The sequence below is a fragment of the Caulobacter sp. AVps18 genome (assembly GCF_058681425.1).
The window spans coordinates 2,623,649-2,636,628 of sequence record NZ_CM178737.1 but is presented as its reverse complement, the minus strand read 5'-3'; the positions used below and the strand labels follow the sequence as shown (position 1 = coordinate 2,636,628).

The window sequence follows — 12,980 nt, the reverse complement described above, 5'->3', positions numbered from 1 at the left end:
CACATGGCTCGCGTCAAAAGGGGCGTCACCGCCCACGCCAAGCACAAGAAGGTTCTTGAGCAGGCAAAAGGCTTCTACGGTCGCCGCAAGAACACCATCCGTACCGCCAAGGCCGCCGTCGACAAGGCCGGCCAGTACGCCTATCGCGACCGCAAGGTCCGCAAGCGCGCGTTCCGCTCGCTGTGGATCCAGCGCATCAACGCCGGTGCGCGCACCGAAGGCTTCACCTACTCGCAGTTTATCCACGGCCTGGACGTGGCGGGTATCGTGATCGACCGTAAGGTCCTTTCGGATATCGCGGGTAACGACCCGGTCGCGTTCAAGGCCATTGCTGACAAGGTCCGCACCGCCCTGGCCGCCTAAGGTCTTTTTCGGGTTCGTCCCGATTGCGATCTAAGAAAAGCCCTCCGGTGCGAACCGGGGGGCTTTTTGCCATCCTCCCCCCAGCGGGGGAGGTGGCCCGAAGGGCCGGAGGGGGAAGTTCCTGAGGCCGGGGATAGGCTTCCCCCTCCGTCGGCTCCGCCGACACCTCCCCCATCAGGGGGAGGATCTGGTGCGAGCCGCACTCGCCAGTTCCACCAAAACCGCCTAGACGGATGCCCGTCATGACCGATCTCAAAACCCTCGAATCCGATGTGCTGGCGCAAGTCGCCGCCGCCGCCGATCTTTCCACCCTCGACGCCGTGCGCGTCGGCGCGTTGGGCAAGACCGGCTCAATCTCCGGCCTGCTGAAAACCCTGGGCGCGATGAGCCCCGAGGAACGCAAGGACCGGGGCGCGGCCATCAACGCCCTGCGCGACCTCGTCTCGACGGCTCTGGCCGAAAAGAAGGCCGCGCTGGAAACCGCCGCCCTCGACGCGCGGCTGGCCAGCGAGACCCTCGACCTGACCTTGCCGGCCTCCTATCGCCGCAAGGGCAGCGTTCACCCGACCATGCAGACCCTGGACGAGATGATCGCCATCTTCGCCGAGATGGGCTTTGCGGTCGCCGAAGGTCCCGACATCGAGGACGACTTCCACAATTTCACGGCCCTGAACTTCCCCGAGAAGCACCCGGCCCGCGAGATGCACGACACCTTCTTCTTCAATCCGAAGGAGTCGGGCGAGCGCATGCTGCTGCGCACCCACACCAGCCCCGTGCAGGTACGGACCATGGTGTCGCAACAGCCGCCGATCCGCATCATCGCCCCGGGCCGCACCTATCGCTGCGACAACGACGCCACCCACACGCCGGTGTTCCACCAGGTCGAGGGTCTGGTGATCGACAAGGGCATCCATATGGGCCACCTGAAGTGGACGCTGGAAACCTTCCTGGCGCGGTTCTTCGAGACCGATGCGGTGACCACCCAGTTCCGTCCGCACCACTTCCCGTTCACCGAGCCTTCGGCCGAGATGGACGTGCAGTGCGATCGCTCGGGCGGCGAGATCAAGATCGGCCAGGGCACGAGCTGGCTGGAGATCCTGGGCTGCGGCATGGTGCATCCCAATGTGCTGCGCGCCTGCGGCATTGACCCGGACGAGTACCAGGGCTTCGCCTTCGGCATGGGCGTCGATCGTCTGGGGATGCTGAAATACGGCATGCCCGACCTGCGCGACATGTGGTCGTCCGACACCCGCTGGCTGGCTCACTATGGCTTTAGCGCGTTTGCCGCGCCGAACCCGGCCAGCGGCTTGAGCTGATGATCGAGCGCACGCAGGTCTATGTTGGACTCTTGGGTGAAGGGTCAGACGCATGGCGTCCGACCATCGCTTACCAAGTGTCCGACACGGTCTACGTGCTCTCGAACGAGAATTTCGACGCCGAAACAGAGACGTGGGCCGTTACTCCTGGCTCGTTGATCACATTGGCAAACAAGGAAACGTCGACCGGCTCATTTCCGGTCGCAGTCATCCACGCGGAGCGCTGACGATCAGCCGCTTCTCATCAGGTTCGACACGATGAAATTCACCCTCTCCTGGCTCAAGGATCACCTTGAGACCACCGCCACTGCCACCGAAGTGGTCGCCGCCATGACCATGGCCGGCCTCGAGGTCGAGCACGTCACTGATCCGGCCACCAAGCTGGCCGCCTTCACGGTGGCCAAGATCGTCGAGGCCGTGCAGCATCCCAACGCCGACCGCCTCCGCGTCTGCCAGGTCGAGACCGTCGACGGCATGAAGGAGATCGTCTGCGGCGCGCCCAACGCCCGCGCGGGCCTGACCACCATCTATGCCCCGATCGGCGCCTATGTGCCGGGCCTGGGCGTGACCCTGGTGGAGAAGCCGGTGCGCGGCGTCGTCTCCAACGGTATGCTGTGCTCGGCCTCCGAGCTGGAAGCCGCCAGCGAGAGCGACGGCATCATGGAGCTGCCGGACGACCTGGCCGTCGGCACCCCCGCCGCCACGGCCCTGGGCCTGGAAGCCGTCATCGACTTCGAGGTCACCCCCAACCGCCCCGACTGGCTGGGCGTGGCCGGCATCGCCCGCGACCTGGCCGCCGCCGGCGTCGGCACGCTGAAGGACCTGTCGATCAGCCCCGTGCCGGGAACCTTCCCCTGCCCGATCAGCCTGAAGGTCGATGGCGAGGCCTGCGCCATGTTCAGCGGGCGCTTCATCCGCGGCGTCAAGAACGGCCCCTCGCCCAAGTGGCTACAGGATCGCCTGCTGGCCATCGGCCTGCGCCCGATCAGCGCCCTGGTGGATATCACCAACCTGATCACCTATGACCGCGCCCGACCGCTGCACGTCTATGACGCGGCCAAGCTGGTCGGGACCGTGATCGAGGCGCGCCTGGGCCACCATGGCGTCCACGGTGACGAGCACCTGATCGCCCTGGACGGCAAGACCTATGCGCTGACGCCCGAGATGAGCGTGATCTCTGACGCCGATGGCGAACGCCCCATCGGCATCGGCGGCGTGATGGGCGGCGAGAGCACCGGCTGCGCGGACGAGACCACCGACGTCTTCGTGGAAAGCGCCTGGTTCGAGCCGATCCGCACCGCCCAGACCGGCCGCACCACCGGCATCAACAGCGACGCCCAGTACCGCTTTGCCCGCACGGTCGACACCCATTCGCTGGTTCCAGGCCTGGAACTGGCGACCAGGCTGATCCTCGAGCTCTGCGGCGGTGAGGCCTCAGAGATCGTGGTGGCCGGCGAGGCCCTGCCCGCCCCGACGGGCTTTGACTTCGAGCCCGACTATGTCGAGCAGCTGTCGGGCCTGGCGGTGACGCCGGAGCAGACGCGCCAGATCCTCAGCGACCTGGCCTTCGACATTCAGCTGGGTTCACCCTGGACGGTGACCCCGCCGACCTTCCGCCGCGATGTGGCCGGCAAGGCCGATCTGGTCGAGGAAGTGGCGCGCATCGCCGGCTATGGCGCCCTGCCCTCGACGCCCCTGCCCGAGGTTCCCCGCGCCGTCGGCGGCATCCTGACGGCCAAGCAGGCCCGGGGCCGGGTGGCCCGCCGCGCCCTGGCGGCGGCCGGCTATGCCGAGGCCCTGACCTGGAGCTTCACCAACCAGAAGACGGCGACGCTGTTCGGCGGCGGCGCGCCCGAGCTGGTGCTGGCCAATCCGATCGCCTCGGAACTGGACTGCATGCGCCCCTCCTTGCTGCCCAACCTGATCGAGGCGGCCGGCCGCAATGCCCGCAAGGGCTTCCCCGATGCCGCGCTGTTCGAGATCGGCCCGACCTTCCACGGCGACCGTCCGCAGGATCAGCGTACCGTCGTGGCCGCCATCATTGCCCCCCACGCGCCGCGCGGCTGGGACAAGGCGGCGCAGGATGACCTGTTCACCCTGAAGGCCGACCTGCTGGCCCTGCTGGACGAGCTGGGCGCGCCGGTCGACAAGCTGCAGACCGCGCAAGGCTCGGCCTCGACCTGGTGGCACCCCGGCCGCTCGGCCCGGCTGCAGCTGGGCCCCAAGGCGGTGATGGCCGAGTTTGGCGAACTGCATCCGGCCGTGCTCAAGGCGCTGGACGTGGCCGGTCCCGTCTATGGCTTCGAGATCACCCTGGAAGCCATTCCCGAGCCCAAGAAGAAGGCCACCAAGGGCCGGCCGGCGTTCTCGCCCTCGCCCCTGATGCCCCTGACCCGCGACTTCGCCTTCCTCGTCGAAAAGGCCAAGCCGGCCGGCGACCTGGTGCGTGCCGCCGCCGGGGCCGACAAGGCCCTGATCACGGCCGTGCGGGTGTTCGACGTCTATGAAGGTGCCGGCGTGCCGGACGGCTTCAAGTCGGTCGCCCTGGAAGTCGTGGTGCAACCGCGCGAGGCCACCCTGACCGAAGCCGAGATCGAGGCCCTCTCGGCCAAGATCGTGGCGGCGACGGAAAAGGCGGGCGGCAAGCTGCGGGGGTAACTGAAAATCCTCCCCCTGAAGGGGGAGGTGTGGCCCCCGCGACAGCGGGGGAGACGGAGGGGGTAGGTCTTCTGACTCGACGCGGTCTTCCCCCACCGGCCTGCCGGCCGCCTCCCCCTTCTGGGGGAGGATCGCCTTATCGGCAGGCGCCAGCGCCTATTCAAAGCCCAAACCTGCCCACCCCAGCGACCAAACGCCGCCCGCGCAGGCAAACCCTTGCGCCCTGCCCCTGCCCACGCTACCTCTAGGCTGCACGCACGGAGCTTCCACGTCACCATGGCCTCGCAACTCGTCCTCAACATCGCTTTTGCGACCGGCTTTGCCGCCGTCGCGACGATGTCGTGCGTCGCGACCATGATGTGGACCCAGATTAAAACCATTCCGGTTCGGACGGGGCAACGGCGCGCGCGATAAACTGAAACGCAGCCGACGGATCGCAAGATCTTCAAAAGCCCCGCTTCCGAAAGGAGCGGGGTTTTTTGTTGCGCGTTTCGTCGGTCTTTCCAAACCCTAGGGGGACTGACCCATGAGCTACCTGCCTGCACCACCTGCCTTCCACAGCGACGCCGAAGGCGTCACCGTTCACCAGCTGCTGCTGGCCGCCCAGGACGCGCACAGCGCGCTGGACGCCGTGCGCCAGGGCCTGGCCGACAGCGGTGCCGAGCTGTGCGCCTTTACGCTCAAGCCCGTCGGCCAGATCGTCGAGGCCTCCCTGCGCGTGCGCCACCTGGGCGACCAGGCGGCCCGGCTGCTGGCCCGCGACCTGGCCGCCTGGCCCGGCGTCAGCTCGGCCAGCGTCGAGCATCAGTGGGTGCGTCCTTGAACCCTTCCAAACCGGACGAGGACAAACGACGCCTGTTCCTCGTCACCGCCGAGGACACGCCCGACGCCCTGATGCGGGTGCTGGGCGTGGCCAGCGTGCAGCAGACCCGCCTGCGCGCCCTGACCGCAATGCCCGACGGCCAGACCCTGGCCATTCGCCTGGAGATCGACGACCAGGGCGAGGACCGCGCCCAGAGCCTGGCCTCGCGGCTGGCCGCCTGTCCTGCGGTGCGCGGCGTCGGTTTTGGCTGGCGGTGAGCGCGAGAAGTTGCCTCGACTCCGCCCCAATCCCATGTAGATTTACATCTATAAAATGGGAGAACACCGATGAATCGTCGCGCGCTTCTGGCGACCGCCGCCCTGGCCTTGATCACAGGTCCGGTCCATGCGGCCCAAACAGCCCCCGATCTCTCGGTGACCATCTACAACTCCGACCTCGCCCTGGTCGAAGACGCCCGCACCCTGGACCTGAAGGCCGGCCGCCAGAAGCTGGAGTTCAAGGACGTCTCGGCCGCGATCCGCCCCGAGACCGTCAGCCTTTCCGCCCCCGGCGTCAGCATCGTCGAGCAGAACTTCGACTATGACCTTCTGACCCCCGACAAGCTGATGGAAAAGGCGGTCGGGCAGCAGGTGAAGATCGTTCGCACCAATCCCGGCGACGGCAAGGAGACCACCGAGGTCGCTACGGTTCTGGCCGCCAATGAGGGTGTGGTGCTGAAGATCGGCGACCGCATCGAGGTGCTGCGCGACGACGGCGTGCCCACCCGCGTGATCTTCGACAAGGTGCCCGAGACCCTGCGCGCTCGCCCCACCCTGTCGGTGACGGTCGATGCCGACAAGGCCGGGCCCCGCGCCACCAAGCTCAGCTACCTGACCTCGGGCCTGGGCTGGAAGGCCGACTATGTGGCGCTGTTCGACGAGAAAAAGCAGGCGCTGGATCTGCAGGGCTGGATCACCCTGACCAACAACTCCGGCACGCCGTTCGAGAACGCCCGCACCCAGCTGGTGGCCGGCCAGGTCAACCAGCTGAACAATGGCGGCTATCGCCCGCAGCCCAGCGGCATGGTTTCGGCCGGAACCGAGAGCGGCACGGGCGAGCGCGTGGCCGACTACTATATCTATCCCCTGCCCCAGCGCACCACGATCGCCGCCAACCAGAACAAACAGGTCGGCTTCCTGTCGGCCCAGGGCGTGGCGGCCAAGAAGGTCTATGAAATCCGCGAAGGCTGGTTCGGCAGCGAAGCAAACCCGACCTCTGCCACCGTGGCGATCCAGTTCAGCAATGCCAAGCTGGCAGGCCTGGGCAGCCAACTGCCGGCGGGCGTGATGCGGGTCTATATGCGCGACCAGGCCGGCGATCCAAAGTTCATCGGCGAGAACGCCATCGGCCACACCCCGGCTGGGTCAGAGCTGTCGATCAAGACCGGCGACGCCTTCGACGTGACCAGCCAGGCCACCCTGGTCAGCGAAGAAAAGGTCTCCAGGACCCGCTCGCGCTACGAGATGAAGTACCTGCTCCGCAACGCCCGGCCCGAGGCCGTGACGGTGGAACTGCGCCAGGGCGGCCTGTGGCGCGACGGCGAGGTCAAGGCCGAGAGCCTCAAGAGCCGCCGCATCGACGCCCACACCCTGGGCTGGAGCGTGCCGGTGCCGGCCAACGGCGAGACGGTGCTGACCTTCACGGTCGAGACGGGCTGGTGACTAGGCGCGGTCGCAAAGATCCTCCCCCTAGCGGGGGAGGTGTCGGCGAAGCCGACGGAGGGGGCAGCGAAGGCTCAGTCATTGCCGACTTCCCCCTCCGGCCTTCGGCCGCCTCCCCCTTCTGGGGGAGGATTTTGGCTTGCGCCCTCGCCATCGCCCTGCCCGCCCAGGCCGACACCATCGCCTCGCCGGCTCCGGACAAGGTGGCCATCACCCTCTATCGCGACGGCGACGGGCCGTTCCAGGCGCTGGACGAATGGCAGCGTGAACAGGCCAGCGAGAAGGGCCTGATCCTGGTCACCGAGACCCGGACCATGGACCTGCCGGCGGGACGCCATACCCTGCGCTTTGACGGCGTGGCCGAGGGCCTGATCCCGCAGAGCGCGGCGGTCGAGGGTCTTCCCGGGCCGGCCGTGGAACGAAACTATGACTACGCCCTGCTCAGCCCCGGCACCCTGATCGAGCGTTCGCTGGGCCAGCCGGTGAAGGTGGTCCGCACCGACCGCCGCACGGGCCGCCAGAAGACAGCCGACGCCGTCCTCCTCCAGGGCCCCGATGGCTTGATGGTCCGCACGGCCGAGGGCGTCGAAGCCCTGGGCTGCTCGGGCGGCCCTGAACGGCTGGTGCTGGCCCGCGCGCCGGACGGCCTGACCGACAAGCCCAGCCTCTCGACCATCGTCGATGTGGCCCAGCCGATACGCGCCAAACTGACCGTCTCGTATCTGGCGCTCGGCGTGAACTGGCAGGCCGACTATGTGGCGCGCATCCATCCGGACGGGAAGCGGCTGGACCTGTCGGGCTGGCTGACCCTGGTCAACAGCGGCGGCAGTCAGTTCGCCAACGCCCCCGCCCAGGCCGTGGCCGGCAAGCTGGCCAGGCAGCCGGTAGATGTGAGCCGGGGCGAGGCCAGGGCGATCAACCGCGCCTGCTGGCCGATGGACACGACGCATGTCGGGAGACGCATCCCCCTTCCTGGGATGATCGCGCCGCCACCCCCCGTGATGATGATGCCCCCCGCCCCGGCCATGATGGATCGCGCCGGCGCCGAGGAAATCGTCGTCACCGGTGCCCGCGCCAAGCTGGCCGAGCAGTCAGACCTGGGCGACTACAAGCTCTACACCCTGCCAGAGCCGGTCACGCTCAATCCCCGCCAGACCAAGCAGGTGGCCTTCCTCGACCAGAAGAACGTCGCCTTCCAGCGGCTGTATGTCATCAGCATCAATGTCTGGGACGACTATGACGAGGCCGACGAAACGCAGACGCCGCAGGTGGTGCTGAGGCTGGAAAACAAGACCGCAAACGGCCTGGGAAAACCCCTGCCCTCCGGCGCCCTTTCCGTCATGGAAACCGCCGACGGCCGCCCCGCCTTTGCCGGCGAGCAGGCCGTGCGCGACGTTCCGGTCGGCGAGCCGCTGGATCTGGTCATCGGTAGCGCCATGGATGTCCGGGCCCGCCCCCGGCTGGTCGAGGAAAAGGCGCTGCGAGGCGACCGCGTGCGCCGCACCTATGAGATCGACCTGTCGAACGGCAAGACCGCGCCTGTGACCTTCGAGATCCGCCAGGACCCCAGCCCGGCCTTTTTCAAGGTGGTCTCGGAACCCACCCGGCATGACATCCAGCAAGGCAAGGTGGCCTGGCGCGTCACCCTGGAACCGGGCCAGACCCGGACGTTCCGCTACAGGATCGAGCACGCCGACTGACCCGGACTTGAAGTCTGCAAAGGCCGCCGCCCGATCAGACCGGCTCCTGGCTATTGCGAGACCTTGCCGTAGATATCGTCATGTCCAGCCGCTAGAAGCGTTCGACGTCTGGAGATCATGATGAACAAGCCTGCCCTGGAAACCGCCCTGGAACGCGGACTGTTCGCCTCACGCTGGTTGATGGCGCCGTTCTATGTCGGCCTGGTCGTCGCCCTCGCGGCCCTCCTCGTCGTCTTCTTTCTGGAGTTGTTTCGCGAGCTGCCGCACCTGCTGGCCATGAGCGCCGAGGACGCGATCCTGATGGCCCTGACCCTGATCGACCTGTCCCTGGCGGCCAACCTGCTGGTGATCGTCATTCTGTCGGGCTACGAAAACTTCGTCTCAAAGATCGACACGGCCAGCCATGTGGATCGCCCGGAATGGATGGGCACGGTCGACTTTTCCGGCCTGAAGATGAAACTGATCGCCTCGATCGTGGCGATTTCCGCCATCGCCCTGCTCAAGGCGTTCCTCAAGCTGACCGAGCCGGGCGTGGCGCTCGACGAGCCACGCCTGTTCTGGCTCGTCACCGTGCACCTGTCCTTCGTGGTTTCAGGCGTGCTGCTGGCGCTGATGGACTGGCTCAACAGCAAGGTCAAAGCCCACTGAGCCAGCCCGTCTGCGGGATTAAAACGGCAGAACCTTGCGTTTGCGGCTATAGCCCAGATAGCCGACATTGGCCCCAAGACGCAGGCCGACACCCGCGCGGATCGGGGCCAGGGTGATGTCGTCAGCGCGCTGATAGTTCACGCCCAGGCCGCCGATCAGATAGGCCGTGCCCTCTACCCCGGGGAAGCGGCGATAGATGGCATCGCCATATTGCAGGTTGTAGCACAGGGTGAAGACCCGGCTGGCATTGCCACCCCAGTCCCAGCCCACCGAAGGTCCTTGCCAGAACACTTCCTGGGTCGGGCGACCTTTCATGTAGAGCAGGCCCCGGCCATAGCGCAGGCCCACGCCGATGGCCCCCGAACCCTCCTCGCCGGCGATGTAGCCGGTGGGCTGGCCCTGGTCGCGGAAGATGCGCTCAATGGCCCCGCCGGCGCTTTCGGCCGTGACGCCCAGGAAGTCGGACGTGCTGCGGATGATCTCGTCGGCCGAATAGGTGGCGGCCGCGCCGGTGTCATAGGCCGGGCCATTGGTGGCAGGCGAAGCGGTTTCCTGACCCAGCGCGCTAGAGGCCGCCGACGCGCCGGCGGCGGCCATGCCCGAGATGATCAGCTTGCGACGGTCCATGCTTGGCCTTTCAGAGATAACGTTGCGCCACTGTTGCAGCCCATTGGGACCGGTTTGCGGCGCGCGCCTTTAAGGCTTGGTTAAGCATGAGGAAACACCGCCTCATGGCCCCTCGCGAAACGGCCCAAATGTGCTAGACGCACGCGCATGACCTCTACGCCGCTCGACAAGATCCGAAACTTTTCCATCGTGGCCCATATTGACCACGGCAAGTCCACGCTGTCGGATCGCCTGATCCAGGAGACCGGCGGCCTGACCGCGCGCGAGATGACCGCGCAGGTTCTCGACAATATGGAGATCGAGAAGGAACGCGGCATCACCATCAAGGCCCAGACCGTGCGTCTGGAATACAAGGCCGATGACGGCGAGACCTATATCCTCAACCTGATGGACACCCCAGGCCACGTCGACTTCGCCTATGAAGTCAGCCGCAGCCTGGCCGCCTGCGAAGGCTCGATCCTGGTCGTCGACGCCAGCCAGGGCGTGGAAGCCCAGACCCTGGCCAATGTCTATTCGGCCATCGACAACAATCACGAGATCGTCCCGGTCCTCAACAAGATCGACCTGCCCGCCGCCGAGCCCGAGCGCGTCCGCGCCCAGATCGAGGACCTGATCGGCCTGGACGCCAGCGACGCGGTGCTGTGCAGCGCCAAGTCCGGCATCGGCATCCACGAGGTGCTGGAAGCCGTCGTCACCCGCCTGCCGCCGCCCAAGGGCGACGAGACCGCCCCGCTCAAGGCCCTGCTGGTCGACGCCTGGTACGACGCCTATCTGGGCGTCGTGGTGCTGGTGCGCGTCATAGACGGCCGCCTGCGCGCCGGCATGAAGATCAAGATGATGCAGCACGGCTCGACCCACCTGATCGACCGGGTCGGCGTCTTCAAGCCCAAGAATACCCCCGTCGAGAGCCTGGGCCCCGGCGAGATCGGCTTCATCACCGCCCAGATCAAGGAAGTGGCCGACGCCGCCGTCGGCGACACCATCACCGACGAGAAGAAGCCCACCGAAAAGGCCCTGCCCGGCTTCAAGGACGTGCAGCCCGTGGTGTTCTGCGGCCTGTTCCCGGTCGATGCCGCTGACTTTGAAGACCTGCGCGCCGCCGTCGGCCGCCTGCGCCTCAATGACGGCAGCTTCACCTACGAGATGGAAAGCAGCGCCGCCCTGGGCTTTGGCTTCCGCTGCGGGTTCCTTGGCCTGCTGCACCTGGAGATCATCCAGGAGCGCCTCTCCCGCGAGTTCGACCTGGATCTGATCGCGACCGCCCCCTCGGTGGTCTACAAGATCCACATGCGCGACGGCTCGGAGATCGAGCTGCACAACCCCGCCGACCTGCCCGACCCGATGCACATCGAGAGCATCAGCGAGCCCTGGATCAAGGCCACCATCTTCACCCCCGACGACTATCTGGGCGGCGTGATCAAGCTGTGCCAGGACCGTCGCGGCATGCAGCGCGAGCTCTCCTATGTCGGCAGCCGCGCCATGGTCGTCTATGACCTGCCACTCAACGAGGTGGTGTTTGACTTCTATGACCGCCTGAAGTCGATCTCCAAGGGCTATGCCAGCTTCGACTACCAGGTCGAGGACTACCGCAAGGGCGATCTGGTCAAGATGTCGATCCTGGTCAATGCCGAGCCCGTCGACGCCCTCTCCATGCTGGTCCACCGCGACCGCGCCGAGAGCCGTGGCCGCGGCATGTGCGAAAAGATGAAGGACCTCATCCCCCAGCACATGTTCGTCATCCCGATCCAGGCGGCCATCGGCGGCAAGATCATCGCCCGCGAAACGGTTCGCGCTTTGCGCAAAGACGTCACCGCCAAGTGCTACGGCGGCGACGCCAGCCGCAAGCGCAAGCTGCTGGACAAGCAGAAAGCCGGCAAGAAGCGCATGCGCCAGTTCGGCAAGGTCGAGATCCCGCAGGAAGCGTTCATCGCGGCGCTGAAGATGGACGAGGATTGATCCTCTTCCCTCTCCCCTTGCGGGAGAGGGTGGCCCCGGCGAAGGCCGGGGTCGGGTGAGGGGTCTCCCAGACCTTTCCGGACAGGACGATCAACCCCTCATCCGTCAGCTGCGCTGACACCTTCTCCCGCAAGGGGAGAAGGGAAGCGGGGCAGAGCCCCTGCATCCGCCGCCTTACCCGAACCCGGCTCGCCAGGTCTCCGTCTCCAAGACCACGCTATCACCCAGTGGCGGCCGCAGCTTGAACAGGCGCGGTGTCTTGGCGAAATCGTAGAGCCGGTAGAGACGGAACTCCTCTCGCTCGCGCGAAACGCGCTCTTCATTGCGTGTCAAAAAGAAAGGCGTCGTCTGCCCGCCGGTCGTCGTCTTAACCTCGATCAGTCGCTTCTCGCCGGAAAGAGCGAAGGACTCGATATCATAGCCATGGCCGTCGCCCTCTTCATGGGCGACCCAGCGAACCTTTTGGGCAAGATCCTTACGGCCGCCATCATGCAGCCGGCGCTCTTCGAACAGGACGACAAGTTCCTCACCGGCCTTCCCAAGCGCGCGATTTCTGAAATCCCGCTCTACAGGGTCAAACTTGCGCACCAGCGCCTCCATTCGCTTCCGAACGGGCGGTTCGCCAGTCGCCCGAACCGGCGGAGGTTCTGCAAACAGACTTGGCGCTTCGGCAAAACCCTTAGCCAAAGGTGAGGGCGTTATATTTAGAATTGAGGGACGACCTGAAAGGTATCGATCAATCGCATCCAGCAATGAGTCCTGAATGTTCGGATATGGCTTGTATCCATCTATGGTCGGCAAACCGATCCGCTTAAGGGCGGCGGATACATTCATATGCTTGTATTCAATAGAACCGCGCTTTCGACCTGTTAGAGCCTGAAGCGTACGATTTCTCTCAGCCTTGTTGAAGGTCCCGCCAGCCAATTCGATCTGCAGCATGTCGAAGTAATCAGCGACGATGAGGTCCTGCTCATTGTCCGACCAATCGGTCCCAGCAATTCCATCAGGATCTGACATAGCCATGATCCTGGCCCGGATCGGAGCCACAGGCCAGTACGCTCAGTATTTGTCCGGAGAGACGCCGGCTTAAAAGTCGCGGCGGCTCAGAAAATTCAACTTATCCTGGTATTTTTCAGCCAAGATCGCTCAGCCAGCCGCTTATCGGGATGCCAAAGAGCGATCAGATGCA

The 12,980-nt window shown here is 65.8% G+C and carries 13 protein-coding genes; 11 read left to right on the top strand and 2 right to left on the bottom strand.

Features of this window, described 5'->3' with window-relative positions; all coding sequences use genetic code 11:
• The first annotated feature begins 3 nt into the window (after positions 1 to 3).
• The 10 genes from rplT to ACW179_RS11870 all read left to right on the top strand — a co-directional run bounded on the left by rplT (position 4) and on the right by ACW179_RS11870 (position 9,208).
• On the top strand, positions 4 to 363 hold the full coding sequence (rplT, locus tag ACW179_RS11915; RefSeq protein WP_492059724.1) for a 50S ribosomal protein L20: 360 nt from the start codon (positions 4 to 6) through the stop codon (positions 361 to 363).
• Between the two features lie 242 nt (positions 364 to 605).
• On the top strand, positions 606 to 1,679 hold the full coding sequence (gene pheS, locus ACW179_RS11910) for a phenylalanine--tRNA ligase subunit alpha (protein ID WP_492059723.1): 1,074 nt from the start codon (positions 606 to 608) through the stop codon (positions 1,677 to 1,679).
• Positions 1,679 to 1,906 carry a hypothetical protein gene (locus ACW179_RS11905; RefSeq protein WP_492059722.1) on the top strand — a complete coding sequence of 76 codons (228 nt, stop codon included), beginning with the start codon at positions 1,679 to 1,681 and terminating at the stop codon, positions 1,904 to 1,906. Before pheS ends, ACW179_RS11905 begins: the two co-directional genes overlap by 1 nt.
• Positions 1,907 to 1,937: 31 nt before the next feature.
• Positions 1,938 to 4,337, top strand: coding sequence for a phenylalanine--tRNA ligase subunit beta (pheT, locus tag ACW179_RS11900; RefSeq protein WP_492059721.1), 2,400 nt, complete (start codon positions 1,938 to 1,940; stop codon positions 4,335 to 4,337).
• 276 nt (positions 4,338 to 4,613) lie between these two features.
• Positions 4,614 to 4,751 (top strand): hypothetical protein, encoded by a 138-nt coding sequence (locus tag ACW179_RS11895; protein WP_492059720.1) that lies wholly within the window; start codon positions 4,614 to 4,616, stop codon positions 4,749 to 4,751.
• Between the two features lie 112 nt (positions 4,752 to 4,863).
• Positions 4,864 to 5,160: a hypothetical protein gene (locus ACW179_RS11890; protein ID WP_492059719.1), complete on the top strand. Its 297-nt coding sequence runs from the start codon at positions 4,864 to 4,866 to the stop codon at positions 5,158 to 5,160.
• Entirely contained in the window at positions 5,157 to 5,417 is a 261-nt protein-coding gene (locus ACW179_RS11885) for a hypothetical protein (protein ID WP_492059718.1), read from the top strand. Before ACW179_RS11890 ends, ACW179_RS11885 begins: the two co-directional genes overlap by 4 nt.
• 69 nt (positions 5,418 to 5,486) lie before the next feature.
• Entirely contained in the window at positions 5,487 to 6,860 is a 1,374-nt protein-coding gene (locus tag ACW179_RS11880) for a DUF4139 domain-containing protein (RefSeq protein WP_492059717.1), read from the top strand.
• Positions 6,857 to 8,560: a DUF4139 domain-containing protein gene (locus tag ACW179_RS11875; protein WP_492059716.1), complete on the top strand. Its 1,704-nt coding sequence runs from the start codon at positions 6,857 to 6,859 to the stop codon at positions 8,558 to 8,560. Before ACW179_RS11880 ends, ACW179_RS11875 begins: the two co-directional genes overlap by 4 nt.
• Positions 8,561 to 8,680: 120 nt before the next feature.
• On the top strand, positions 8,681 to 9,208 hold the full coding sequence (locus ACW179_RS11870; RefSeq protein WP_492059715.1) for a TIGR00645 family protein: 528 nt from the start codon (positions 8,681 to 8,683) through the stop codon (positions 9,206 to 9,208).
• 18 nt (positions 9,209 to 9,226) lie between these two features.
• Here the strand turns inward: ACW179_RS11870 and ACW179_RS11865 are convergent, their stop codons facing one another.
• Positions 9,227 to 9,835, bottom strand: a complete 609-nt coding sequence (locus tag ACW179_RS11865; protein WP_492059714.1) for a DUF1134 domain-containing protein — start codon at positions 9,833 to 9,835, stop codon at positions 9,227 to 9,229.
• A gap of 147 nt (positions 9,836 to 9,982) precedes the next feature.
• Here ACW179_RS11865 and lepA point away from each other — a divergent pair, with 147 nt between their 5' ends.
• On the top strand, positions 9,983 to 11,791 hold the full coding sequence (lepA, locus tag ACW179_RS11860; RefSeq protein WP_492059713.1) for a translation elongation factor 4: 1,809 nt from the start codon (positions 9,983 to 9,985) through the stop codon (positions 11,789 to 11,791).
• A 174-nt stretch (positions 11,792 to 11,965) separates the two neighbouring features.
• Here the strand turns inward: lepA and ACW179_RS11855 are convergent, their stop codons facing one another.
• Positions 11,966 to 12,808, bottom strand: a complete 843-nt coding sequence (locus tag ACW179_RS11855; RefSeq protein ID WP_492059712.1) for a protein NO VEIN domain-containing protein — start codon at positions 12,806 to 12,808, stop codon at positions 11,966 to 11,968.
• Between the last annotated feature and the right edge of the window lie 172 nt (positions 12,809 to 12,980).